General features: G+C 59.3%; 23 protein-coding genes. 13 read left to right on the top strand and 10 right to left on the bottom strand.

What is annotated here, in order from left to right; genetic code table 11:
• Window positions 1–176: 176 nt before the first annotated feature.
• Entirely contained in the window at window positions 177–632 is a 456-nt protein-coding gene (locus ACYZT4_RS27160; protein ID WP_461984206.1) for a DUF721 domain-containing protein, read from the top strand.
• 120 nt (window positions 633–752) lie between these two features.
• On the opposite strand, the gene ACYZT4_RS27155 is transcribed toward ACYZT4_RS27160, so the two are convergent.
• Window positions 753–2,237: a helicase HerA-like domain-containing protein gene (locus tag ACYZT4_RS27155; protein ID WP_461984204.1), complete on the bottom strand. Its 1,485-nt coding sequence runs from the start codon at window positions 2,235–2,237 to the stop codon at window positions 753–755.
• Between the two features lie 228 nt (window positions 2,238–2,465).
• Here ACYZT4_RS27155 and ACYZT4_RS27150 point away from each other — a divergent pair, with 228 nt between their 5' ends.
• The 3 genes from ACYZT4_RS27150 to ACYZT4_RS27140 are packed head-to-tail and all read left to right on the top strand — an operon-like array spanning window position 2,466 to window position 5,348.
• Window positions 2,466–3,587 (top strand): glycosyltransferase family 4 protein, encoded by a 1,122-nt coding sequence (locus ACYZT4_RS27150; protein ID WP_461984203.1) that lies wholly within the window; start codon window positions 2,466–2,468, stop codon window positions 3,585–3,587.
• A complete protein-coding gene (locus tag ACYZT4_RS27145) occupies window positions 3,580–4,356 on the top strand; it encodes a DUF2334 domain-containing protein (RefSeq protein WP_461984202.1) in 777 nt (258 codons plus the stop codon). Before ACYZT4_RS27150 ends, ACYZT4_RS27145 begins: the two co-directional genes overlap by 8 nt.
• Complete coding sequence (locus tag ACYZT4_RS27140; RefSeq protein ID WP_461984200.1) at window positions 4,353–5,348, top strand: lysylphosphatidylglycerol synthase transmembrane domain-containing protein; 996 nt, start codon at window positions 4,353–4,355, stop codon at window positions 5,346–5,348. Before ACYZT4_RS27145 ends, ACYZT4_RS27140 begins: the two co-directional genes overlap by 4 nt.
• Here the strand turns inward: ACYZT4_RS27140 and ACYZT4_RS27135 are convergent.
• The gene (locus ACYZT4_RS27135; protein ID WP_461984198.1) at window positions 5,317–5,505 is read right to left on the bottom strand and encodes a hypothetical protein; all 189 of its coding nucleotides are present in this window, start codon (window positions 5,503–5,505) and stop codon (window positions 5,317–5,319) included. The two genes, ACYZT4_RS27140 and ACYZT4_RS27135, sit on opposite strands and share 32 nt — an antisense overlap.
• A gap of 87 nt (window positions 5,506–5,592) precedes the next feature.
• Window positions 5,593–6,441 (bottom strand): formyltetrahydrofolate deformylase, encoded by an 849-nt coding sequence (gene purU, locus ACYZT4_RS27130; RefSeq protein WP_461984197.1) that lies wholly within the window; start codon window positions 6,439–6,441, stop codon window positions 5,593–5,595.
• Between the two features lie 339 nt (window positions 6,442–6,780).
• Here purU and mvaT point away from each other — a divergent pair, with 339 nt between their 5' ends.
• The gene (gene mvaT, locus ACYZT4_RS27125; RefSeq protein WP_007933316.1) at window positions 6,781–7,158 is read left to right on the top strand and encodes a histone-like nucleoid-structuring protein MvaT; all 378 of its coding nucleotides are present in this window, start codon (window positions 6,781–6,783) and stop codon (window positions 7,156–7,158) included.
• A 90-nt stretch (window positions 7,159–7,248) separates the two neighbouring features.
• On the opposite strand, the gene sbcB is transcribed toward mvaT, so the two are convergent.
• Window positions 7,249–8,679 carry an exodeoxyribonuclease I gene (gene sbcB, locus ACYZT4_RS27120; RefSeq protein WP_461984195.1) on the bottom strand — a complete coding sequence of 477 codons (1,431 nt, stop codon included), beginning with the start codon at window positions 8,677–8,679 and terminating at the stop codon, window positions 7,249–7,251.
• 185 nt (window positions 8,680–8,864) lie between these two features.
• Between sbcB and ACYZT4_RS27115 the strand changes: the two genes are divergently transcribed.
• The 7 genes from ACYZT4_RS27115 to ACYZT4_RS27085 all read left to right on the top strand — a co-directional run bounded on the left by ACYZT4_RS27115 (window position 8,865) and on the right by ACYZT4_RS27085 (window position 16,256).
• Window positions 8,865–9,590 carry an RDD family protein gene (locus tag ACYZT4_RS27115; protein WP_461984193.1) on the top strand — a complete coding sequence of 242 codons (726 nt, stop codon included), beginning with the start codon at window positions 8,865–8,867 and terminating at the stop codon, window positions 9,588–9,590.
• Complete coding sequence (locus ACYZT4_RS27110; protein ID WP_461984191.1) at window positions 9,587–10,564, top strand: stage II sporulation protein M; 978 nt, start codon at window positions 9,587–9,589, stop codon at window positions 10,562–10,564. The genes ACYZT4_RS27115 and ACYZT4_RS27110 overlap by 4 nt, the downstream gene beginning before the upstream one ends.
• Window positions 10,551–12,098 carry a DUF4129 domain-containing protein gene (locus ACYZT4_RS27105; protein ID WP_461984189.1) on the top strand — a complete coding sequence of 516 codons (1,548 nt, stop codon included), beginning with the start codon at window positions 10,551–10,553 and terminating at the stop codon, window positions 12,096–12,098. The genes ACYZT4_RS27110 and ACYZT4_RS27105 overlap by 14 nt, the downstream gene beginning before the upstream one ends.
• Entirely contained in the window at window positions 12,095–13,258 is a 1,164-nt protein-coding gene (locus ACYZT4_RS27100; RefSeq protein WP_461984187.1) for a DUF4350 domain-containing protein, read from the top strand. The genes ACYZT4_RS27105 and ACYZT4_RS27100 overlap by 4 nt, the downstream gene beginning before the upstream one ends.
• Window positions 13,255–14,256: an AAA family ATPase gene (locus ACYZT4_RS27095; RefSeq protein ID WP_461984185.1), complete on the top strand. Its 1,002-nt coding sequence runs from the start codon at window positions 13,255–13,257 to the stop codon at window positions 14,254–14,256. The genes ACYZT4_RS27100 and ACYZT4_RS27095 overlap by 4 nt, the downstream gene beginning before the upstream one ends.
• A complete protein-coding gene (locus ACYZT4_RS27090) occupies window positions 14,253–15,584 on the top strand; it encodes a DUF58 domain-containing protein (protein ID WP_461984183.1) in 1,332 nt (443 codons plus the stop codon). The genes ACYZT4_RS27095 and ACYZT4_RS27090 overlap by 4 nt, the downstream gene beginning before the upstream one ends.
• A gap of 417 nt (window positions 15,585–16,001) precedes the next feature.
• On the top strand, window positions 16,002–16,256 hold the full coding sequence (locus tag ACYZT4_RS27085; RefSeq protein ID WP_461984181.1) for a DUF6124 family protein: 255 nt from the start codon (window positions 16,002–16,004) through the stop codon (window positions 16,254–16,256).
• A 264-nt stretch (window positions 16,257–16,520) separates the two neighbouring features.
• On the opposite strand, the gene ACYZT4_RS27080 is transcribed toward ACYZT4_RS27085, so the two are convergent.
• The 3 genes from ACYZT4_RS27080 to ACYZT4_RS27070 form a co-directional block, all read right to left on the bottom strand.
• Window positions 16,521–16,967, bottom strand: coding sequence for a hypothetical protein (locus ACYZT4_RS27080; protein ID WP_461984179.1), 447 nt, complete (start codon window positions 16,965–16,967; stop codon window positions 16,521–16,523).
• A 395-nt stretch (window positions 16,968–17,362) separates the two neighbouring features.
• The gene (locus ACYZT4_RS27075; protein WP_461984176.1) at window positions 17,363–17,722 is read right to left on the bottom strand and encodes a PilZ domain-containing protein; all 360 of its coding nucleotides are present in this window, start codon (window positions 17,720–17,722) and stop codon (window positions 17,363–17,365) included.
• A 250-nt stretch (window positions 17,723–17,972) separates the two neighbouring features.
• The gene (locus ACYZT4_RS27070) at window positions 17,973–18,356 is read right to left on the bottom strand and encodes a tetratricopeptide repeat protein (protein WP_461984174.1); all 384 of its coding nucleotides are present in this window, start codon (window positions 18,354–18,356) and stop codon (window positions 17,973–17,975) included.
• Between the two features lie 157 nt (window positions 18,357–18,513).
• Between ACYZT4_RS27070 and pyk the strand changes: the two genes are divergently transcribed.
• Window positions 18,514–19,965 (top strand): pyruvate kinase, encoded by a 1,452-nt coding sequence (pyk, locus tag ACYZT4_RS27065; protein ID WP_461984173.1) that lies wholly within the window; start codon window positions 18,514–18,516, stop codon window positions 19,963–19,965.
• Between the two features lie 512 nt (window positions 19,966–20,477).
• Here pyk and ACYZT4_RS27060 read toward each other — a convergent pair.
• From ACYZT4_RS27060 to ACYZT4_RS27050, 3 genes are read right to left on the bottom strand one after another with little or no spacing between them, the layout of a single operon-like run.
• Window positions 20,478–21,227: an enoyl-CoA hydratase-related protein gene (locus ACYZT4_RS27060; RefSeq protein WP_461984171.1), complete on the bottom strand. Its 750-nt coding sequence runs from the start codon at window positions 21,225–21,227 to the stop codon at window positions 20,478–20,480.
• Window positions 21,228–21,256: 29 nt separating this feature from the next.
• Window positions 21,257–22,192 carry an iron-sulfur-binding ferredoxin reductase gene (locus ACYZT4_RS27055; RefSeq protein ID WP_461984169.1) on the bottom strand — a complete coding sequence of 312 codons (936 nt, stop codon included), beginning with the start codon at window positions 22,190–22,192 and terminating at the stop codon, window positions 21,257–21,259.
• Entirely contained in the window at window positions 22,185–23,291 is a 1,107-nt protein-coding gene (locus ACYZT4_RS27050; RefSeq protein ID WP_461984167.1) for a GGDEF domain-containing protein, read from the bottom strand. The genes ACYZT4_RS27055 and ACYZT4_RS27050 overlap by 8 nt, the downstream gene beginning before the upstream one ends.
• Between the last annotated feature and the right edge of the window lie 457 nt (window positions 23,292–23,748).

Here is a 23,748-nt window from a genome sequence, read left to right as displayed (position 1 = left end):
CATGCACTGCGCTGTAACGGGGCTCACTTAAAATAAGGGCTTTTTGCTGAACTTCAAGCCGCTGACGGCAGAAGTTACTTGTTGATTTAATGAGTAAAGCGCGCGCAAAGCAATGGGTCGGGTGCAACCAATGCTTTCTGCTACCATGGCGGCTCTGTTACTTCAGGTGTCTGATCATGGCATTTCGCCCTCTCACGGCCAGAGCACCCGCCGTTCTGCTTCGCGAAGCCAAACCGCTCAAAGCCATTTTCGGCCACGCTCAACGCCTGGGTCATTTGCAACGTCTGGTCGATAGCCAACTGCAGCCCGCCGCCCGCGAACATTGCCATGTGGCGTCGTGGCGCGAAGGCAGCTTGTTGCTGATTGTCACCGATGGTCATTGGGCCACCCGTCTGCGTTATCAGCAAAAGCGTCTGCAACGACAACTGCAGATGTTTGATGAGTTCGCCAGCCTGACCCGGATTCTATTCAAGGTGCAGCCGCCGACCGTTCAGCAGGGCGCCGCGGGGCATACCATCAGTTTGTCGACGGATGCGGGCGCGACGATTCAGGCGACGGCTGACGGGATCAGTGATCCGAATCTCAGGGCAGCCCTCGAGCGATTGGCCGCTCACGCCAAACCCAAAGACTGACACAGAACCATTGTGGGAGCGGGCTTGCTCGCGAAGGCGGAGTGTCATTGAACAGTTATGTTGTCTGACACAGCGCCTTCGCGAGCAAGCCCGCTCCCACATGTTGACCGTGCCCAATCGTTAGCGGCGCTTACTGCCCAGCAACGACCCCATCAACCCCCGCACCAACTGCCGACCCAACTGATTGGCCGCCTGTCGCATCGCCGATTTCAGCGCCTGCCCGGCCGCCGTACCGAGGAATTCCCCAGCCTTGTCGGTGAAGCTCGGCTCCTCGGGCGCAGGCTTGCCCGGCACCGCTTCGGCCTCTGGCGCCAAGCCTTTGCGTCCTATCAGCACTTCATATGCCGACTCGCGATCTACCGGTTTGTCATACCGGCCCTTGAACGGCGAACCGGCGATCAGCAGCGTACGCTCGGTTTCACTCAACGGACCGATCCGTGATTGCGGAGGGGCGACCAGCACGCGCTGGACCATTTCCGGCGTGCCCTTGTCCTGCAACGTACCCACCAGCGCTTCGCCAATCCCCAATTCAGTCAACACCGACAGGGCATCGAACGCCGGGTTTGGCCGGAAACCTTCAGCCACCGCTCGCAGAGATTTCTGCTCCTTGGCGGTGAAGGCGCGCAAGCCATGCTGGATGCGCAGCCCCAGTTGCGCCAGCACGTCATCCGGCAAATCCCCCGGTGACTGAGTGACGAAATACACGCCCACGCCTTTCGAGCGGATCAGCCGCACCACTTGCTCCAAACGCTCCTGCAAGGCCTTGGGAGTATCGCCAAACAACAAATGCGCTTCGTCGAAAAACAGCGCCAGCAGCGGTTTGTCGGCATCGCCGCGCTCCGGCAGTTGCTCGAACAACTCGGCCAGCAGCCACAAAAGGAAGGTGGCGTAAACCTTCGGCGCTTCGTGCACCAGTCGACTGGCGTCCAGCAAATGAATGCGCCCGCGACCGTCGGCGGTGGGCTGCAGAATGTCTTCGAGTTGCAGCGCCGGCTCGCCGAACAGCGCTTCGGCGCCCTGCTGTTCAAGGATGGCCAGACGCCGCAACAGCGCCTGACTCGACCCTGTGGTCATCAGCGAGGCGTCGTCCCCCAGCAATTCAGGGTGGTCGCGCAGGTGATTGAGCAGCGCCTTCAAATCTTTCAAATCCAGCAGCAGCAACCCTTCGCGATCCGCCACCTTGAACGCGGCGTACAGCGCCGATTGCTGACTGTCGGTCAACTCCAACAGAGCGCCGATCAGCAAAGGACCCATTTCGCTCAAGGTGGTGCGCAATGGATGACCGGTCTCACCGTGAATGTCCCACAGGGTCACCGGATAGGCCTGTGGTGTGTAATTCAGCCAGGGCATCCCGGCGATGCGCTCGGCGATTTTGCCCTGAGGATTGCCGGCCGCGCCAAGACCGCACAGGTCGCCTTTGATATCCGCCGCAAACACGGCCACGCCAGCATCGCTGAACGCTTCGGCCATTCGCTGCAAGGTGACGGTTTTGCCGGTCCCGGTGGCGCCCGCAACCAATCCGTGCCGGTTCGCCAGGCGCATGGCCTGGGCGATCGGTTGTCCAACGGGATCAGCACCAATAACGAGTTGCGATGAATCGTGCATTTTGCCACCCATGGTTAAACTTTGATCGAACGCGGCCCATGCTACAAAGTGTACAACGACTATAAGCAACGTCAGGCAATCCGCAATGATCTGGACAACAATGTGCACGTTTCAGAATCTGACGCGTCTCCTGAGGCCTCATCGCTCTCGCCACAAAGCTCTCTGACACCCAACCGAACATCTATCCTTCATAAAGGTCAACCGATGGAGCGCCACGGGACCGGAGGAATGTTCATCGTGCATATCGCTGACATCACCATGTTCTACGCCCCTGCCAGCGGTGGCGTGCGCACGTATCTGGATGCCAAACACCGGCGACTCGGGATCAGGTCGGGCATTCGCCACAGCCTGCTGATTCCGGGTTCACACTTGAGTGAACAGGATGGCGTGTACACGGTGCCAGCGCCCGCCCTGCCCTTCGGCAAGGGCTACCGTTTCCCGCTGCGCCTCGCGCCATGGCGCAATGTCCTACAGGAACTGCAGCCCGATCTGATTGAAGTCGGCGATCCTTACCTCACGGCCTGGGCGGCGTTGGATGCTCGTCGTCAACTCGATGTGCCGGTGATCGGTTTCTACCATTCGGACCTGCCGATGTTGGTCAGCAACCGCATGGGCAACTGGGTCACCACCAATGTCGAGGCTTACGTCAGCAAGCTCTATGGCAACTTCGACCGGGTTCTTGCCCCGAGCCGCATCATGGCCGACAAATTGATCAGCCTGGGCGTTAAAAACGTGTTTGTACAACCCTTGGGGGTCGACCTGGACACCTTCCACCCCAACGCCCGAGACCCGGAGCTGCGAGCTGAACTGGGCATCGATGAACAGACGCATCTGCTGATTTTCGCCGGACGCGGTTCCAAGGAAAAAAACCTGCCGGTGCTGCTCGACTGCATGAAGCGCCTGGGCCGACGTTATCACCTGCTGCTGGTAGGGTCGTCGATGCCGGCGGTGGTGCCGGACAACGTGACCGTGGTCGATGAGTTCTGCCCTGCGACGCAAGTGGCGCGTCTGATGGCCAGTGCCGATGCGCTTCTGCATGCCGGCGATCAGGAAACCTTTGGCCTGGTGATCCTTGAGGCCATGGCCTGTGGCATTCCGGTGATCGCCGTGGCGGCCGGGGCCTTTCAGGAGATTGTCACATCAGATTGCGGTGCGCTGTGCGCGCCGAACAATCCCATGGCGATGGCCAACACTGTGCGAGAGCTGTTCGGTTCGGACAGTGCAGTCCTCGGCCGACAGGCTCGGCGCCATGTTGAAAGGCATTATTCGTGGGACACGGTGGTCAACAGCCTGCTGGGCCACTATCACGCCGTCCTTGGCAGCCAATGGCCGCTGATCGCCAATGGTTGAGACCATGAATCCGACCAGCCTGCTACTGGTTTTGCATGATGTCGCGCCGCAGACCTGGGCCGATTACCAACCCTTCGTCGAAGCGGTCGACGCTCTGGGCGGCGTGCCGATGACTTGGCTGGTGGTGCCGGACTTTCACCGGCACAACGAGTTGCAGGCGCACCCCGGATTTCGACGCATGCTCACTGAACGCATCGCCCGAGGTGACGAATTGACGTTGCACGGCTACTTTCATTGCGATGAAAGCCCGACGCCCCACACGCCAAAAGACTGGTTCATGCGCCGCATTTACACCCATGAAGGCGAGTTTTACAGCCTGTCCCGGGAAGCCGCCCTCTCCCGCCTGCAGGCCGGCATTGAAGTGTTCCATCGCTATGACTGGCCGCTGCAAGGTTTCGTCGCCCCGGCCTGGTTGATGAGCGAAGGGACCCGCCAAGCCCTGCGCCAGTTGCCGCTGAGCTACACCAGTGATCCGCAGCATCTGTATCACCTGCCGGATTTCACCCCGGTCGATGCGCCGGGGCTGGTGTGGAGCGCACGCAGTGCCTGGCGACGGGGTCTATCGAAACTGCTCAGCGATCAGCGCGAACAGCGCTGGCGCCAGTCGCCGGTGATTCGCCTGGGGTTGCACCCCGTGGACATGCGTCACGCGTTCTCACGCAATTATTGGCTGTACACCCTCAAGCGTCTGCTGGACGAGGGGCGCGTGCCGATGACCAAGGCGCAGTGGCTGGCACTGCACACTCACCGCGCAGGGCGTGCCGCATGAGCCGGGGAATTGTGCTGTTTGTCGCGCTGCTGGCGGCGGTGCTGATTCCGCTGTTGCTGGGCGGTAACCAGACCTGGTCGCGCCTACAAAGCTTTCCATTGAACTGGCTGTTGATCATGTTCGGCATGATTCTGTTGTGCTGGGTGGTGAACACGATGCGCCTGCGCTTGTTGCTCGGTGATCAAGTCGACAAGGTCAGCCCAGTCAAAAGCCTCGGCGTGGTGATGGCCGCCGAATTTGCCTATTGCGCCACACCGGGTGGCAGCGGCGGACCGCTGACGATCATGGCGCTGCTGGCACGCAACGGTGTGCGGCCCGCACGGGGCAGCGCGGTGTTTGCCATGGATCAGCTGAGCGATTTGCTGTTCTTTCTGTGCGCATTAAGCGGGATTCTGATTTACGCGCTGTTCCAGCACCTCAGCGAACGCATGGAATGGTTACTGATTGTCAGCGCCATTTCGATGTTTGGTGGCTTGCTCAGTTGTGTCGTGGTCGCGCGTTACCATCGGCTGCTGATTCGTCTGAGCGGCCGGCTGCTGGCTCGGCTCAATGTCAAAAGCACCACACGGATGCGCTGGGCGCGAAAACTGCTGCATTTTCTGGCGGCATTTACGGACACCTTGAAGCTGCCCATTCCGACACTGATCAAGGTGTTTGCCCTGACCTGCGTGCACTGGCTGCTGCGCTACAGTGTGTTGTATCTGGCATTGCGCGGGCTGGGCGCGGATTTGCAGTGGGCATGGAGTTTTTTGATTCAGATGCTTTCTTTGAGTGCGGGGCAGTTCAGCCTGTTGCCGGGCGGGGCCGGTGCGGCGGAACTGACTTCGGCGGCATTGCTGGCGCCCATGGTGGGCAAATCCACAGCGGCGGCGGCGATTCTGATTTGGCGGGCGGTGACGTATTACTTCTATCTGGTGGTGGGCGGGCCGGTGTTTTTGTTGATGCTGGGGCGGCCGCTTCTTAAGAAATTGATGAGGATTGGGCAAGCTTAGGATCAGGCTCGGGATTCAACTCCTCCCATAACTCCGCTGCCCCCGGAAACTCAGTGCCGTCGTCGGGCCCCATATCGTCCGGATCATAACGGCTCAAACACCCCTCCCCCAACGTCGCGGGAGCTTTGGACGTAGCTTTGTCGAGTGGATCGGCCATGCTGAAAATCCTCAGTACAGATACGGCGAAGAGCCTGAAGCGATTGAACGCCCAGGCCCTTCGAATTTCAACCGCGTTATGTGACTGTCAGAACACCACGGTCTTGTTGCCGTGCACCAGCACCCGGTCTTCCAGGTGATAACGCAGACCACGGGCCAGCACCATTTTCTCGACGTCACGACCGAAACGCACCATGTCCTCGATACTGTCGCTGTGGCTGACACGCACCACGTCCTGCTCGATGATCGGGCCGGCGTCCAGCTCTTCAGTCACGTAGTGGCAGGTCGCACCGATCAACTTCACGCCGCGCAAGGAAGCCTGGTGATACGGTTTGGCGCCCACGAACGACGGCAGAAAACTGTGATGAATGTTGATCACCTTGTGCGCGTATTCGCGGCACAACGCCGGCGGCAGGATTTGCATGTAACGGGCAAGTACCACCACTTCGGCATCGTGATGTTTCACCAGCCGCGAGACTTCGGCGAATGCCGGCTCCTTATCCTGTGGATTGACCGGAACGTGGTAGTACGGAATACCGTGCCACTCAACCATGCTGCGTAAATCATCATGATTGGAAATCACACAGGAGATTTCGCAATCCAGTTCATCACTGTGCCAACGGTGCAGCAAGTCGGCCAGGCAATGAGATTCGCGGCTGGCCATCAATACCACGCGCTTTTTTTGCGCGGTATCCGTGATACGCCAGTTCATCGAGAACTCTTCGGCAATCGGCGCGAACGCTTCGCGGAAAGCCTCTATACCGAATGGCAGCGAGTCGGCACGAATTTCGTGACGCATGAAGAACCAGCCACTGAGATTGTCAGAGTGGTGGCTCGCTTCAGTGATCCAGCCGTTATGTGACGCCAGAAAGTTACTGACTTTAGCAACGATGCCGACGCGGTCCGGGCAAGCAATCACCAGCCGAAAAGTGCGCATGAGGGGGAAACTCCAGAACTTCGCAAAGGCCGCCATTCTAGCGATTACGCGGAAAAACTGCAGTATAGATGACACCTCGCGTTGCACGAGGGGCACAGACACACGCGTTGACGGTTCGTTTTACACACGCCATGGTGATCTTCTCGACATTCTTCAAGCACTCATTTGTGAATATCTGTGGTACCCACGTCACACTATTTAACTGCGCCCGCAATGTGCGCCCCCGTTCAATGCAACTAAATTAAATAAACATGGGTTAAATGTTTACTTGATGAAACACCCTGACTATTATTGCCGCACTGTCCCTGCCATCCCGCGTCCTGACATAAGGTAGTCTCCATGTCCTTGATCAACGAATACCGTGCCACCGAAGAAGCTATCAAAGAGCTGCAAGCCCGTTTGAAGAACCTGTCTCAAGACGACAAACTGCAAACCGAGCTGGAATTCGAAGGCAAACTGCGCACCCTGATGGGCGAATACTCCAAGTCGTTGCGTGACATCATCGCGTTGCTGGACCCAGAATCCAAAACCAAAGCACCACGCGGCGGCGCAGTAAAAACTACTGGTACCAAGCGTGCTCGCAAAGTTAAACAATACAAGAACCCGCACAACGGCGAAGTCATCGAAACCAAAGGTGGCAACCACAAAACTCTGAAAGAGTGGAAAGCCAAGTGGGGCGGTGACGTGGTTGAAGGCTGGGCAACCCTCCTGGGCTAAGCTGCAACGCTTTCATCCGCGGCAAAAAGAACGCCAGTCAATGCTGGCGTTTTTTTATGCCCGGCGTTCAGTGCCGGGCACTGTTCATTTTTAAAGATTCAAACGTTTGCGCAATGCATGGACATAATTGTTCCACTCACCGAGCACCTCTTGCTGGAAGGGTGTCGCATTAACGTTCAATTGAGCGGCAGCCTGTTCAAAAGTTTCCAGCGTATTGGGCGCGCCCCACTCCGCTTCTGACAAACGTTTCTGACAGAATATTCGCCAGCGTTCTTGTTCTTCGAAATTCAACGTGTCGGGAAAGTTACGTGCTCGATATCGAAACAATAATTCGGGCAAACGTTCATCATCGAAAGGCCACTGTTGCTGGGCTAATTGCGCCGGGTCGGCGGCCCTGACTTGCTCACAAAGACGCCGATCCCGATCACCAATAAACCCGTCGTATAACTGTTGCTCAGGGTCCTGGTTAGGGGTGAAGTCTTCACTGGCATAAATCGCTTGAACTTTATCTCGCCAAACTTGCTGTGCGTCACTTAGTCGCAGCGCCCGCGCCTGATACAACGCCATGTCCAGCCCCAGACGCAGCTGATCTTCAGCACGGAGTACCGACAAGGGCGCAACCACCGGGCACTTGTTGATGTGAATAAGCTTGAGCGGCACCGGCAACTGGCCCTCGGCCAGATCATCGCGTCGGGTATATAGCCGATGGCGCAAGGTATCGGCGTCCATATCGAGCAGGCCCTGCGGGTCCAGATGCAGGTCACACACAATCAACGCATTCTTGTTACGCGGGTGCCAGGCCAGCGGCAATACCACGCCGACATAGCTGCGCGCTGCCGAAAAGCGTCCGGAAATGTGCACCATCGGCTGCAACAGCCGAATCTGATCCATCACTTTCTGTTTGCCACGCAGCTGAAACAGCCAGTCGTACAGCTTCGGCTGCTTTTCCCGGAGGAGCCGGGCGAGCGCGATGGTGGCGCGAACGTCCGACAGCGCTTCGTGCGCATTGCCGTGATCAATGCCATTGGCCGCCGTCAGGCGTTCGAGCTTGAGCGTCACCCGCCCCTCGTCATCCGTCGGCCAGACCAGGCCATCCGGACGCAAGGCATACGCCGCACGCACGACATCGATCAGGTCCCAACGGCTGTTGCCGCCCTGCCATTCACGCGCATAAGGGTCAAAGAAATTTCGGTACAGGCTGTAACGGGTCATTTCGTCGTCGAAACGCAAGGTGTTGTAACCCGCGCCACACGTCCCCGGCGCCGCCAGTTGGGCGTGAATGCGGGTCATGAAATCGGCCTCGCTCAAACCATGCTCGGTCAATTGACCGGGCGTGATACCGGTGATCGCACAAGCCGCCGGGTGCGGCAGGATGTCTTCGCTGGGCTGGCAGTAAAGATTGACCGGCTCGTCGATGACGTTGAGATCAAAGTCAGTGCGCAGCCCCGCTACTTGCAGCGGACGGTCGCAACGGGGATTGATGCCAGTGGTTTCATAGTCGTACCAGAAGATCGAGGTCACGGGGTGTTCCTGAACTGAAGATCGACAAAGTCTAGGCGCTTGCATCCCGCCACGGCCAGTCATCTTGCATTCAAACATTTCTGGCAACGCATCGTGCAATACATAGTTATGTCGTTCCCCCCCAAGAGGCTGCTAGCATCGGGCGGACAGAAAATCCCGATCAGGCCTCAACACCAAGGTTGCCCATGCTCGAGACCACAGCACTGCCAAGGAAAGCGACGCTGTCCCCGCCACTGGATACACGGTATCAGGTTGAAACGCCGGAAGGCATCGACCTGCCACTGCGCCCGGCCGGGTTGATGGTTCGTGCGCTGGCGTTCGCCATCGACCTTGGGCTACGCGGGGTAATTCTGGGCCTGCTGTTCATTGTCCTGGCGTTTCTCGGCAAACTGGGCGCCGGGCTGGGCTCAATCCTGTTGTTCGCAGTGAGCTGGTGGTACATGGTGCTGTTCGAAGTGCTCAACCAGGGCCGCTCGCCGGGAAAGCAATGGATGGGCCTGCGGGTTGTGCAGGACGACGGCACGCCGATCGGCTGGTCCGCCTCGCTGTTGCGCAACCTGCTGCGCTTTGTCGACCTGTTGCCGTTCGGCTATTTCCTCGGCGCCGTCAGCTGCCTGCAACACCCCAGCTTCAAACGCCTCGGCGACATCGCCGCCGGCACGCTGGTGATTTACCGCGAACAGCCGTTGACACGTCCGCTATTGCCTGAGGCCGAGCCTCGGCGCCCTGCGTTTGCCCTGACATTGCCCGAGCAACGCGCCATCCTCGGGTTTGCCGAACGCCAGGGCGAACTTTCCGAAGCGCGGGTCACGGAACTCGCTTCGATCCTCGCCCAACCGTTGCAGGTGCCCACGCCAAGGGCGCTCGCCGAACTCAACGGGATTGCCCGCGGCTTATTGGGTCCGGCATGAAGCAAAGCCTTTTCGAGAATCGCCACAACCCTGAATGGGTGCAATTTTCCCTGCTGCTCGACAGGCTGGAACGCAGCAAGGACGAGTCACGGAGCGCCAATTTCCCGAAAGATTATCGAAGGCTTTGTCAGCATCTGGCCCTTGCCCGGGAACGTGGCTACAGCAGTTTTCTGATCGATTCGTTGCAGCAACAGGTTCTGCGCGGGCACCAACAGCTCTACCGACATCGCGCCCGATTGGGGGCCAATGTGCTGGGCTTCATCCTCGCGGATTTCCCGCGGCTGGTGCGCGAGCAGTGGCGCTTCGTGATCGCGGCCGGCCTGATGTTTTTCGGCAGCCTGATCGGCATCGCGTTGCTGGTCTTTCTGTTTCCGGACCTGGTCTACAACCTGATCCCGGCGCAACAGGTCAGCGACATGCAGAGCATGTATGACCCCAACGCCGGACACCTGGGGCGCTCGACGGAGCGGGCGGCCAGTGAAGACTGGGTGATGTTCGGTTTCTACATCATGCACAACATCGGCATCGCTTTTCAGACCTTTGCCAGCGGTTTGCTGTTTGGCCTGGGCAGCGCGTTTTTCCTCTTCTTCAATGGCTTGATGATCGGCGCGGTGGCCGGGCATCTGACACAGATCGGCTACGGGCAAACCTTCTGGTCTTTCGTGATTGGCCACGGTGCTTTCGAGCTTAGTGCGATCGCGCTGGCAGGTGCCGCCGGCCTGCAATTGGGCTGGGCCTTGATCGCGCCGGGACGCCTGCCGCGCACCGAAGCCCTGCGAATCGCTGCGCGTAAAAGCGTGCTGCTGATTTGCGGTGTCATGCTGTTTCTGCTGATTGCGGCGTTTATCGAAGCCTATTGGTCGTCGAAGACCGGGCCTGCGCCGTTGACCAAATACCTGGTCGGCGCAGGACTGTGGATGCTGGTGTTGAGTTATCTGCTGTTGGCCGGACGGAATCGCCATGCGCCTGAGTGACGCGACCGTGGTGATCCGACCGCGAACCACCTGGGAAGCCATGGACCTCGGCGTTTTGCTGAGCCAGCGGCACCGACGCGTGCTGATGACCAGTTGGGCCATCGTGACCCTGCCTTTTTTTGCCGTGCTCAGTTGGCTCCTGTGGGATTCCCCTTCCCTCGCCGCGTTCATCTTCTGGTGGTTGAAACCGGCGTTCGAGCGCCTGCCGCTGTACATTCTGTCCAAGGCCATGTTCGGTGAAACGCCCACGCTGAAACAGGCGCTGCGCCAATGGCCACGGCTGCTCAAACCGCAACTGCTGGCCAGCCTGACCTGGCGACGCTTCAGCCTGAGCCGCAGTTTCCTGATGCCGGTGGTGCAACTCGAAGGCTTGGCAGGTCTGGAACGACAACAGCGTTTGCAGGTGCTGTTGCAACGCGATGGTGGGGCTGCGCGCTGGCTGACGATCATCGGCGTGCATCTGGAAAGTGCGCTGTGGATCGGCCTGATGGTGCTGTTCTACCTGCTCCTGCCGCAACAGATCGAAATCGACTGGAAGTGGCAGACGTTGCTGTCCGCCGCCTTACAGGACTGGCGCTGGCTGGAACACCTGACCAATGTGTTTTACGTGTTGGTGTTGGTGGTATGGGAACCGATCTACGTGGCCTGCGGTTTCAGCCTTTATCTGAATCGGCGCACGGTGCTGGAAGCCTGGGACATCGAATTGGTGTTCCGTCGCCTGCGTCAGCGCGTGAGCAGCGTCGCAGTCACTTCGCTGTTGGCGGTCTTGCTGCTGATGCCAGCGGCGCAGACCGGGTGGGCCGCCGAGCCGGGCATTTCCCCCGACAGTCCGCGCCTGCTGGATCAGCCACTGACCAGCCAGGCATCCCAGGACACCATCAAGGCGATCCTCGATCAGCCGCCGTTCAAGAACAAGGAAACGGTCACGCGCTATCGCTTTGGTGGGGGTGACAAATCCACCTCCGAAACCGGCAACGATGGCAAGGAATCCGAATGGCTGAAGGCGCTGCTCAAATTGCTTAATCAACAACGCTTCGGCGCCCTCACGACCTTGATTGAAATCGTCCTGTGGGGGGCAGTGGTCAGCGCCATCGGCTGGTTGATCTGGCGCTACCGCGACTGGTTGCAGACTTTCGTCAGTCGTCGTCCAGCATTGAAGCTTAAAGTGGACCGACCACTACCGCAGCAAGCATTCGGACTCGACCTCAACCGCGAAACCTTACCAGCGGACATCGCCTCCTGTGCTGAAAGCCTTTGGCAATCCAACCCACGCGAGGCACTCGGTCTGCTCTATCGCGCCTTGCTCAGTCACTTGCTCCACGATTACCACATGGCGCTGAAACCCGCCGACACCGAAGGCCAAGTGCTGGAGCGTGTCGAGCATCTGCAGCAACCGGAGCTGCTCGCTTTCAGCAAAAACCTGACCGGGCACTGGCAGAACATGGCGTACGGGCATCGTCTGCCACCCGCGCATTTGCAACAGCAACTGTGTGACGGCTGGCGGACGTTGTTCGGTCCGGGAGTCGCGCGTTGAACCGGCGACTGTGGCTCACGGCCGGCGTGTGCATCGTGCTGCTGTTGGGCGCGCTGAGTGTTTATCTGTACATCAAGGCAACGCCCTACCAGGAAGAGATTGATCACGGCCCCGCGCCCGAAGCCCAGGCCAATCCGTATCTCGCCGCCGAGCATTTCCTGCGCAAACAGGGCCTGACCGTCAGCCATGCCAACGGCCTCGACGTACTGCCGACGCTGGAACCCCGCCAGCATACCCTCCTGCTGCTCGGCGACCGGTCGAACATGACCCCGCGCCAGATCGATCAAGTGATGAACTGGACCCGTGCCGGCGGACGCCTGCTGTTTGTCGCCGAATCACTGTGGGATGAAAAACTCGGCCAGAGCAACGACCTGCTGCTCGACCGGGTTCAAGTGCACCAGTCCATGAGCAAAGACCTTAAAGACCCTCCTGCGGGCATCGCCAAGGACCCTTATCCTCAACTGACCAAGCTCTACCTTGAGGACGAAGACGCGCCGGCCTACGCCACCTTTGATACTGCGTTCCATCTCGAAGACCCGAAAAATCTCGCGCAAGCCTGGGCCAACAGCGCCAAGGCCACGCACATGATGCAGCTGAACCACGGGCTCGGTTCGATCACCGTGGTCACCGACGCCGACCTTTGGAAAACCCCGGCCATCGACCAGTACGACAACGCCTGGCTGCTGTGGTACCTGACTGCGGACACGAACGTGACGTTGCTGTTCAATACCGATCACGACGGCCTGCTGACGCTGTTATGGCGCTATTTCCCCCAGGCGCTGGTCGCGCTGATCGCGCTGATCGGGTTTGGCCTTTGGCATGTCGGCGTGCGTCAGGGCCCGGTGATTGAAGCGGCGCCAAGGGCCCGTCGGCAACTTCAGGAACACCTGCGCGCCAGCGCCGATTTCATGCTGCGCCGCAACGGTCAGGACAGTTTATTGCAGGCCTTGCAGCAAGACATCCTGCGCCGGGTGAGACGCCGTCATCCCGGTTTCGAACAACTCGGCGTCGCCGAACAATGGCTGGTGCTCGCACGCCTGAGCGGCCAACCCACACGCGCCATCAGCCAGGCGATGAGCCCGCGACCGAAGCAACGGCTGTCCAGCGTTGAATTCAGCCGTCAGGTCGCCCACCTGCAAACCTTGAGGAATGCCTTATGAGTGAACACGTCGAGCCCGACGCACCGAGCCACGCCGCGCAACAGCGTCAGCGCGCCAGTCAGTTGGCCCAAGCGGTCCGGGCAGAATTGCGAAAAGCCGTGATCGGCCAGGACACGGTGATCGACGACGTGCTCACGGCGCTGATTGCCGGTGGTCATGTGCTGCTCGAAGGCGTGCCGGGACTGGGCAAGACGCTGCTGGTGCGGGCCCTCGCCCGCTGCTTCAGCGGCGAATTCGCGCGCATCCAGTTCACACCGGACCTGATGCCCAGCGACGTCACCGGACACGCGGTCTACGACCTGCAAACCGAACAATTCAAACTGCGCAAAGGTCCGCTTTTCACCAACCTGTTGCTCGCCGACGAGATCAACCGCGCCCCGGCGAAAACCCAGGCGGCGCTGCTCGAAGCCATGCAGGAAAGGCAAGTCACACTCGAAGGCCGCGCACTGCCCATCGTGCAGCCATTCATGGTGCTCGCCACTCAAAACCCCATCGAACAGGAAGGCACCTATCCGTTGCCGGAAGCCGAGCTGGATCGCTTCATGCTCAAGGTGCGGATGGATTACCCCGACGCCGAACAAGAGCTGGCCATGGTCCGTCAGGTCAGCCGCTCGACCCGCGCCGACATGCTCGACGTGCAACCGCTGCGGACTGTGTTGCAAGCCAAGGATGTGGTGGCTCTGCAACGCATCGCCAGCGATTTGCCGCTGGACGATCAGGTGCTCGATTACGCCGTACGCCTGGCCCGCACCACCCGCAGCTGGCCCGGCCTGACCCTCGGCGCGGGGCCTCGGGCGTCCATTGCACTGGTGCGCTGCGCACGGGCGCGAGCCTTGTTGCGCGGCGGCGAATTCGTGATTCCTGACGATATCAAGGGCTGCGCACTGGCAGTGCTGCGCCATCGCGTACGCATCGCACCGGAGCTTGATATCGAAGGACTGGAAGTCGATCAGGTGTTGCAGCAACTGCTCGATCAAGTGCCGGCGCCGCGCCTGTGAAACCCTCGCGCCTGCTGCTGATCTGGCTTGCAATGCTGCTGGCCATCGGCATTTTGCTGGGCGCATTGCGGGCGCTGGACTTCGCGGCTCCATCCACCCTGTTCTCGATCAACTGGGGATTATTGTTGGCGCTGCTGGCGCTGGCCATACTCGACGCCATTCGCCTCAAACGCCTGCCCTCGCCCCGGATCAAACGGCAACTCCCCGGCAGCCTCGCGCTGGGCCGATGGAGCGAAGCACGGCTCGAGATCGAACATGACTTCCACCAGCCTTTGAAGATCCAGATTTTCGACCACGTACCGGACGGCCTGAGTGTCGAAAACCTGCCCCTGTCAGTCGAACTGCAACCCGGCCAGCACAGTCAGATCGGCTATCGCCTGCGTCCGCTCAAGCGCGGTCACTTCACCTTCGAGTGCTGCGAAATCATCATGCCAAGCCCGATGGGCCTGTGGTCCGAAAAACGCTTGCCGAGCCTGGCGGACCAGACCCGCGTCTATCCCGACTTCGCCCGCCTATACGGCGGCCAACTTCTGGCTGTGGATAACTGGCTCAGCCAGCTCGGTGTGCGCCAGCGGCAACGACGTGGTCTGGGACTGGAGTTTCATCAGCTGCGGGAATTTCGCGAAGGCGACAGCCTGCGCCAGATTGACTGGAAAGCCACCGCTCGCCAGCGCACGCCGATTGCCCGCGAGTATCAGGACGAACGCGACCAGCAAATTGTCTTCATGCTCGATTGCGGCCGGCGCATGCGCAGCCAGGATGGGGAACTGGCGCATTTCGATCACGCGCTCAATGCCTGCCTGCTGCTTAGCCATATCGCATTGCGCCAGGGCGATGCGGTGGGGCTCAGCACCTTTGCAGTCGAGCAACCGCGCTATCTGGCGCCGGTGAAGGGAACCGGGCAACTCAACGTTCTGCTCAACACCGTCTACGACCTGAACAGCACCCAACGCAGCGCCGACTACCAAAGTGCAGCAACGCAGCTGCTGGCCCGGCAAAAACGCCGTTCGCTGGTGGTCCTGGTGACCAACCTGCGGGATGAAGACGATGAGCAACTGCTCACGGCCGTCAAACGCCTGAGCCAGCAGCATCGGGTGCTGGTCACGAGCCTGCGCGAAGACGTTCTCGACAGTGTGCGTCAGACAACGGTGCAAACCTTGTCAGACGCATTGGCTTATTGCGGGACGGTTGATTTTTTGAATGCACGGGCGGAACTGCATGAACGGCTGACGGCGCATGGCGTGCCGGTTCTGGATGCCAGCACCCATGAACTGGGCGCCGCGCTGGTCACGCGTTACCTGGAATGGAAAAAAGCCGGGGCGTTTTGACCTCACCGAACCCTGTAGGAGCGAGCCTGCTCGCGATGGTCGAGAGAACGCCGCTGGGCATCAGACTCCCAGGGTTATCGTTGACGTCCATCGCGAGCAAGCTCGCTCCTACATAGCTTGCGTGTTTGCCTACAGATCAACCAGAATCCGCCGACTTGTGCGCCTTGGGCTCGCCACGTAACTTGATCCGCGTCGCTGAATTCTCAGTGACCGGGTTTAGTCGCCCGGAGGAGAAGCAGATGTGCACAAGTGTCGTGAAGTCAGGTATCCCCATCCCTGACCTTCATGGTGGCTGTGCGCAGGGCGCCCTCGGGCGCGCCGGTTTTCTGCTTCCTTCCGGTCGACTAACCTGCGTTCAGCCGCCACCCTTCGTTTAGTCGCGGATTGGTGTGGCAGCTTCATCAAGGAGCAGTAAATATGTCCACGCAAAAACCGAATCCCCACGTAAACGGCATGTCAATGTTCACCGTCGATCCCGACGCCGACCCCAGATCCATCACCATTCAAGCCTTCGAAACCTTTTGCTCCGTCAACGACCTGCTGCTCGACCTGGCCGACAGCCTCGACGACAAGGCACGACGTTCGGCCGTGATGATTTATCAGTTGAGTGAGTTGGGGTTGATGCTGGTAGAAAAGTCGCTGGCCAATGAGCAGGCGGTCAGCGCGGTTTAGCGTTGAGTCGTGAAGGATCAATTTTTGAACTGAAGTCTTCGCAAACAGGCTCGCTTCCACATTTGATCGCTGTCGGGCACAAAGTCTGAGCACCTGACAGATTCAGTGCGGGAACGAGCCAGGTCGCGAAGCTTTTAATTTGAAATACGACAACACAGGCAAGGTGTGAGACCCGAGTACGGCTTAAAATCCTACATAGCGAGACGAACTACCAACGCATAAAAATTTATCAGTAATCAGCCGTGTTCGCTTGATTGACAAACACTAGGACGTAACTGTGTGGTCGTGCAGAAAGAATGTTGCATATTCGGACGGTGGATCACCACCTGGCGTATCAAGCTGATATTCACACCGCACCGATATACCTTCATTGCCCCTTTGAGTCAGCGCCTGACCGTATATCAGACCCTGCCAACCCCCGCTCTGAATTGCTTTATCGGTCACACGTTTGCCAATGTAGTTATAGTACGGAGCCCCCAAGAACCATACACTCAGTTTACCTTTGTTCCTGCCATTGCCAGGTCTGACCCGATACCCAGTCAGTTCTATCGAAACTTGGAGACCCCGAAATTCGTACTTAAACCTGAAATCTACCTCAGCACCACCACTTTTAATGGTGTATTCGATAAGCTTTTCCCCCGCCTTTAACTCATTCTCAGGCGAAAGCCCGGTAATGACGCTTCCTGATTCTTCAAACTTCTCAACGCTCATAGCCAAACACCTCAATGACTGTTAGTTGACTCGGAATAGCGACCCATCATTTACAACCTTGGGTTCCAAACAGTTAACACCTACTTATAATTGCTGCCTACCTGTCAATAATGACAGTCTCGATGAACGGTATTTTCGTCTTGTGGCAAGAACTTCAGTGGCCACCGCCCACGAGAACGCTTGCCCGACCATGATGATAAGGAACGGCGATGGCCGTGGTCGTTAATCAGTTGAGTGAGTGGGTTTAATGCTGGTAGAAAAGTCGCTGAATCATCCGCAATTCATGAAAACGACATAAAACCTGTAGGAGCCTGCTTGCTGGCGATGGCGATTTCGGCGACGCCATCGCCAGCAAGCAGGCTCCTACAGGTCGTCATCCAGCGCACTATCTCTGCTCAGGCAGACGCCGGCAACGGCTGAAAACTGAAGTACACCTTCAGCGCCTCCACCAAATCCCCATACTCCGGCGGTGCCCGTTGCAGGCTGAACCCGGCGTCGTAATGGTGGGGGGTGGCGTCTTCATGACACCACAGGCAACAGGCCCTGAAGTCGATGATCTGCTGACCACCATCGGCCATGGGGATTTTCAGGCGCAGATCGAAATCGGCGCCGATCATCATCGGCAACTGACTGATGAGCATCAGCCCGTCTTCGGAGACGTTACCGAGAAAACCTATCGGTTTGTCGGTGACGCTGTTGAACACTTTCAGAAAATACGGCAGTTGATGCCGCTCGATCCGGCGGTCAGTGAACATGCGCAATACGCCCAGCAAGGCCCTTAAGCAGGGCCGCACTAATGCTTCGGAACGGGCCTGCCTGCCTTTATATAAAGGCGAAGCAATCGGCGCGCTCTCCCCGATCCCGGTGCGACAGTCCATGCAACCGCTGTCGCTTACTCCTGCCGATCACAGGTGTTGCCTCGGTCCTGAAGCAAGGGCTTCAGACCGGTTTATTCGACTATAGCTCACCCTCGCGAGTGAGCCAGCCGTTGAATGACAAGTGCAATCAGAACCGCGTCGGACGCACCGCCGTCGTCGTAGCCGAGCTGCGCAGCGGGAAGTGACCCAGCGATTGCAAGGTGTCCAGGCGGGCCTGGGCGCGGTAGGCGTATTCGCTTTGCGGGTACGAGGCGATGATGAATTGGTAGGTCTGCCCCGCATCGACGAACAGTTTCTGCCGTTCCAGGCACAAACCGCGCAGCATCGACACTTCCGGCCACACATACGGCCGCGCGCGGCTGTCACGCTCGACTTTCGACAGTTCGAGGGTCACTTGCTCGCAATTGCCACGATCGTACGCGGTGTAGGCGTTGTTCAAATGGTGGTTCATGGCAAAACGGGTGCAGCCCACAACACTGAGGGCAAGGACGGCTATGAGCGCAAATCGCATGGGAGTTCTCCTGTCTTGAGCTCTGTATCGACCCGTGGGCGAAAATCTTCAAGAATGTTCGGTTCAATAAACAAACGAATAAGTAGTGCACATGAACAATGACTACAACGGGAGAGCATAGTAGCCTCACTCAGCGCTTGAACTCAGGAGTCTTTGCATGTCCGTCCGTCGTACCAAAATCGTCGCTACCCTTGGCCCGGCCAGTAACTCGCCGGAAGTTCTTGAACAGCTGATTCTGGCTGGCCTGGACGTCGCCCGCCTGAACTTCTCCCACGGCACCCCCGACGAGCACAAGGCTCGCGCGAAGCTGGTGCGAGACCTCGCTGCCAAGCATGGGCGCTTCGTTGCCCTGCTGGGTGACCTGCAAGGCCCGAAGATCCGTATCGCCAAATTCGCCAACAAGAAGATCGAGCTGAAGATCGGTGATCTGTTCACCTTCTCCACCAGCCATCCTCTGACCGAAGGCAACCAGCAAGTGGTCGGCATCGACTACCCGGACCTGGTCAAGGATTGTGGCGTGGGCGACGAGCTGCTGCTCGACGACGGTCGCGTGGTGATGCGCGTCGATACCGCCACTGCCACCGAACTGAACTGCACCGTGCTGATCGGCGGCCCGCTGTCCGACCATAAAGGGATCAACCGTCGCGGCGGTGGCCTGACGGCGCCAGCCCTGACCGAGAAAGACAAGGCGGACATCAAGCTCGCCGCGGAAATGGAAGTCGACTACCTCGCCGTGTCCTTCCCGCGTGATGCCGCCGATATGGAGTACGCCCGTCAACTGCGCGACGAAGCCGGCGGCACTGCCTGGCTCGTGGCGAAGATTGAACGCGCCGAAGCCGTGGCCGACGACGACACCCTCGATGCCCTGATCGCTGCTTCGGACGCCGTCATGGTTGCCCGTGGTGACCTCGGCGTGGAAATCGGCGACGCCGAGCTGGTGGGCATTCAGAAGAAAATCATTCTGCACGCACGCCGCCACAACAAGGCAGTGATCGTCGCGACCCAGATGATGGAGTCGATGATCCAGAACCCGATGCCGACCCGTGCCGAAGTCTCCGACGTGGCCAACGCCGTGCTCGACTACACCGACGCCGTGATGCTTTCGGCGGAAAGTGCGGCCGGTCTGTACCCGCTGGAAGCCGTTCAAGCGATGGCGCGCATCTGCGTCGGCGCTGAAAAGCACCCGACCAGCAAGACCTCCAGCCACCGCATCGGGAAGGTCTTCGAAAGCTGCGACCAGAGCATCGCGCTGGCGGCGATGTACACCGCCAACCACTTCCCGGGCGTTAAGGCGATCATCGCGTTGACCGAAAGTGGCTACACGCCGCTGATCATGTCGCGCATCCGTTCCTCGGTGCCGATCTACGCGTTCTCCCCGCACCGCGAAACCCAGGCCCGCGCGGCCATGTTCCGTGGCGTCTATACCGTCCCGTTCGACCCGGCCTCCTTGCCGCCTGAGCAAGTCAGCCAGGCTGCAATCGACGAGCTGTTGAAACGTGGTGTTGTGGAAAAAGGCGACTGGGTCATCCTGACCAAGGGCGACAGCTACCACACCATCGGTGGCACCAACGGGATGAAAATCCTCCACGTTGGCGATCCGATGGTCTGAGTGACTGGTTGTTGAAAAACGAAAGCCCCGCCATGTGAATGGCGGGGCTTCACATTTACTACTCGTGTCCAACTTTAAATAAGATCGGCTGGGAGCGTGCTGACTCCTCGAAATCATTAAACTGGATTGCAGTAAGTGACTTGTTTCCTGGTTGTGTACGCACTTCCCCCCCCCAATGACCGTTATCTTCTACCGTAAAACTACCTGGTACCCCACCCCCACTAGTTACAATCACTGTGTATCTTGGCTTGCCTGTGCCTGTTAATTGATATGAGACCGGAACAGTTTGACCTGACTTGGGTGTAAGTACATCTGGTGGCTGTAAATCGCTCATATTAAGTCTCCTTAACAGCTAGAAATTAGCTGGACCCAGTCAACTTAAACCTTGTTCACACGACCTCGCACCTGTCATTAATGACAGTAGCGACCAACGGTTTTTTAGCTACGCGCTTCGTAGAAAATTTCAAAATTGGAGTATTCCCCACGAATGCGGCACCACAGCGAGTAAAGACTCATCTCCGATTAATGAATCCCGACAACGCCGCCACCGCTTCCGGCGAACGCAGCCGTTCGGTAAACAATGCGCCCTCTGCGGCGATCACTTCGCGCAGCTGCTCGCGGTCCGGGTCTTTCATCAATTGCTTGCTGATGCGCACTGCGTCCGCTGGCAGCGATTCGAACCGCAGCGCCATTTCTCGCGCCTTGGCCAAGGCTTCTACGCCGCTGTCCAACGCTTCGGTCGCAATGCCCCATTCGGCCGCTTGCTCGCCGCTAAATCCCTCGCCCAGCAGCAACAACTCGGCGGCCTTGGCATGCCCGAGCAAACGCGGTAAAAGCAAACTGGAACCAAACTCCGGGCACAGCCCGAGATTGACGAACGGCATGCGCAACTTTGCATCACGGGCGATATACACCAGATCGCAATGCAGCAACAGCGTCGTGCCAATCCCCACCGCCGCGCCAGCCACGGCGGCGATCACCGGTTTTCGGCATTCGAGCAACGTGAGCATGAACTGGAACACCGGACTGTCGAGGTCGCTCGGCGGTTCCTGCAGGAAGTCGGCGATGTCGTTGCCGGCGGTGAAGCATTCGGTGCTGCCGGTGATCAATACCGCGTTGATTTGCGGGTCGGTGTCAGCCTGCTTCAGCGCTTTGGCCAAGTGGCTGTACATGGCGCGGGTCAGGGCGTTTTTCTTGTCCGGGCGGTTCAGACGCAAGGTCAGCAGGCCGCGTTCGCGTTCAATCTGGATGGCATCGGTCATGGAAGGTCTCGCGTCTGAAAAGTCAGCGCTCAACCGCGAGGCAGGAAGACGTCGGCCAGCAGTTGATTGCGCGGCAGTCCCGCCAGGTACAGGCGCCGGGCAAAAGCGTCGACGCTGTCGGGGGACCCGCAGAGTAAGGCCTGGGTTTGCCGGGAAACAAGCCGCAGTTGCGCCAAAGCCTCGGTCAACCCGGCCGGGGTCCACAGCTCGATACTGAGGTTCGGTCGGCTGGCAGCCATGGCTTGCAGGGGTTTGGCCAGATAATGCTCATCGGCATCATGGGCCAGGTGAATTACACGGATGGCGCCTTGGTGATCCTGACGCAGGGCCTCGCGCAACACGCCGAACAACGGGCCGAGCCCGGTGCCGGCCGCCATCAGCCACAGCGGTCGACTCTGCCAGTCGGCGTCATAATGCAGCGCACCACCGCGCAATTCACCGAGACCCAACGCATCGCCAATTTGCAACCGACGCGCAGCGTCAGTGAAGGCGCCGGGTTGGCGACAATCGAGATGAAATTCCAGAAAGCGGTCTTCTTCCGGCAGGCTCGCCAGGGAATACGGTCTCGCCACGTTGCCGGCCCACAACACCAGGTGCTGGCCGGCGCTGTAGCGCAACGGACGTTGAGGCGTCAGGCGCAGGCGCAACACGTGTCGGCTCAACCAGTCGACAGCGACAACCTCGGCCGGCCGGCCGTCCCGCAGCGGGTCGAAGGCATGCACCTGCAAATCCTCAACCACCTGACACTGGCACGCCAGCCGCCAGCCTTGCTGACGCTGCTCGGCACTCAAGGCATCGGGGCGGCTATCACTCGGCAGACCCTGCGTGCACTGCACCAGACACGCGTGACAACTGCCGGCTCGGCAGCTGTAGGGAACTGGCACACCGTTCTGGTTCAATGCATCGAGCAGGTTGCTGCCCGCCGCCACCGACCATTGACGATCGCCGACCCGTAACTCAGGCACCGACGTTCTCCCACGCCGCCGCGCAACGATTGCGGCCATCGCGTTTGGCGCGATAGAGCGCCTGATCGGCACGCTGCAAGGCATCGTCGAGATCGTCGCCCAGCTCCAGCAGGGTCATGCCCGCCGACAGGCTGAGATTACCGACCTTCAGGCCAATCAACTCGACATCGGTAAAGGCAATTCGCAGCCGTTCACAACACGATGTCAGGCGTTCGGCGCTGCAATCGGGCAGCAACACCACAAACTCTTCACCGCCATAACGCGCCAGCACATCGCCTTCGCGCAAGCAGGCACTGGCCACGCCGGCAAAGGCTTGCAGCACCTGGTCTCCGGCAGCATGGCCGTGCACGTCGTTGATGCGTTTGAAATGGTCGAGGTCGATCAGCGCCAGGCCGTGCACCACGCCGGGGTCCATGGCGTTGAGTTCGCGGGAAGCCAGGCGCAGGAAATGGCGGCGGTTGAACAACCCGGTCAATTCATCGGTGGCGACCAGGTCTTCGAGCTGGCGCATCATCCCGCGCAGGGTGTCCTGATGCGCCTGCAAGGCGAAACGGCGCTGGCGCATGCGTTGGCGCGAAGCCTGAACGTAGCGGGCGTAAAGCTCCAGCCAGACCAGCACGATAAACAGCACGCACACCTGCAACGCCGCCAGCGCCGGGTCGGCCAACTCGAAATGGTAGCCCTGCCACAGCGTGACCGCGCAGAAACTGAAAAACACCAGCAACGCGCAACGCACGAAGGCCCGGCGCGACAGGTGAAACAGCCCGAACAGCAGAATCAGCAGGTAGAACACCAGGAACGCGCCGCGGGCCTCGTCCAGATTGGCGATCAGCCAGGTTTGCCAGCCCAGCCCCAGCAATACTTGTGCTTCGGTCAGGCTGGGGTCGGAAAAGCGCAGGTTCCAGCCGCTGTAAAAAACGGCGAATAATGCCGCTTGACTGATGACCACCAGCGCGCTGCCGACGGCGACGTGGGTCAGGGCCTGATCGTAATGGCCAGTGAAAAACGCCAGCCACAGCAGCAGTAAAGCCAGGGCGTAGGTGCCGGCTGCGAGGGCAAAGCGTTTGAGCAAAAGGCGTTGAATGGCGTTATGGGTCAATCGTTGACTCACCGTGCGAATGGAGGCTGATTGAGTGTCCTACTCTACAGACCGACTGCCACTCTAGTGGCGAGCCGGGTAAATGACCATTCAATTTTTGGGCTATAAAATGGCGTCAATACGCTGACCCCATTTCCGTAGACGCCACATCCCCAGTAGTAGCCGGACGCAGGCTTCGCCAGCTGCTAAAGAGATTGCGGGCGACGTGCGAAAGGGATTGTGGCCGACGTGCGACGAGGTTGTGGGCGGTATGCGACCAACGATTGACTGCCGGCGCGTGTGCAGCCCTGCGAGGCGCGTTATACTGCCGCGCCTTTTTAGCGTCGCGCCTGCTGCCCCGGTGTGACAGAGGATCAGCTGTAAGCTTCAAGCTTCAAGCTTCAAGTTCAAAGCGATACGCGGACTTCCTTCAGCTTGTAGCTTAAAGCTTGCAGCTTGCCGCCCAACTCCAACTCCC

The organism is Pseudomonas sp. GB2N2, from assembly GCF_054897705.1.
Note: the sequence above shows the minus strand (reverse complement) of the source record. Positions and strands in the feature narration are given on the sequence as shown.

Coding starts and splice junctions, on each gene's coding strand:
- ACYZT4_RS27105 (WP_461984189.1), top strand. CDS start 10,551: ATGCGCCTGAGTGACGCGACCGTGGTGATCCGACCGCGAACCACCTGG.
- purU (WP_461984197.1), bottom strand. CDS start 6,441: ATGCGCACTTTTCGGCTGGTGATTGCTTGCCCGGACCGCGTCGGCATC.
- ACYZT4_RS27070 (WP_461984174.1), bottom strand. CDS start 18,356: ATGCGATTTGCGCTCATAGCCGTCCTTGCCCTCAGTGTTGTGGGCTGC.
- mvaT (WP_007933316.1), top strand. CDS start 6,781: ATGTCCTTGATCAACGAATACCGTGCCACCGAAGAAGCTATCAAAGAG.
- ACYZT4_RS27160 (WP_461984206.1), top strand. CDS start 177: ATGGCATTTCGCCCTCTCACGGCCAGAGCACCCGCCGTTCTGCTTCGC.
- ACYZT4_RS27110 (WP_461984191.1), top strand. CDS start 9,587: ATGAAGCAAAGCCTTTTCGAGAATCGCCACAACCCTGAATGGGTGCAA.
- ACYZT4_RS27135 (WP_461984198.1), bottom strand. CDS start 5,505: ATGGCCGATCCACTCGACAAAGCTACGTCCAAAGCTCCCGCGACGTTG.
- ACYZT4_RS27095 (WP_461984185.1), top strand. CDS start 13,255: ATGAGTGAACACGTCGAGCCCGACGCACCGAGCCACGCCGCGCAACAG.
- ACYZT4_RS27060 (WP_461984171.1), bottom strand. CDS start 21,227: ATGACCGATGCCATCCAGATTGAACGCGAACGCGGCCTGCTGACCTTG.
- ACYZT4_RS27140 (WP_461984200.1), top strand. CDS start 4,353: ATGAGCCGGGGAATTGTGCTGTTTGTCGCGCTGCTGGCGGCGGTGCTG.
- ACYZT4_RS27075 (WP_461984176.1), bottom strand. CDS start 17,722: ATGTTCACTGACCGCCGGATCGAGCGGCATCAACTGCCGTATTTTCTG.
- ACYZT4_RS27080 (WP_461984179.1), bottom strand. CDS start 16,967: ATGAGCGTTGAGAAGTTTGAAGAATCAGGAAGCGTCATTACCGGGCTT.
- ACYZT4_RS27150 (WP_461984203.1), top strand. CDS start 2,466: ATGTTCATCGTGCATATCGCTGACATCACCATGTTCTACGCCCCTGCC.
- ACYZT4_RS27145 (WP_461984202.1), top strand. CDS start 3,580: ATGGTTGAGACCATGAATCCGACCAGCCTGCTACTGGTTTTGCATGAT.
- ACYZT4_RS27155 (WP_461984204.1), bottom strand. CDS start 2,237: ATGCACGATTCATCGCAACTCGTTATTGGTGCTGATCCCGTTGGACAA.
- pyk (WP_461984173.1), top strand. CDS start 18,514: ATGTCCGTCCGTCGTACCAAAATCGTCGCTACCCTTGGCCCGGCCAGT.
- ACYZT4_RS27115 (WP_461984193.1), top strand. CDS start 8,865: ATGCTCGAGACCACAGCACTGCCAAGGAAAGCGACGCTGTCCCCGCCA.
- ACYZT4_RS27085 (WP_461984181.1), top strand. CDS start 16,002: ATGTCCACGCAAAAACCGAATCCCCACGTAAACGGCATGTCAATGTTC.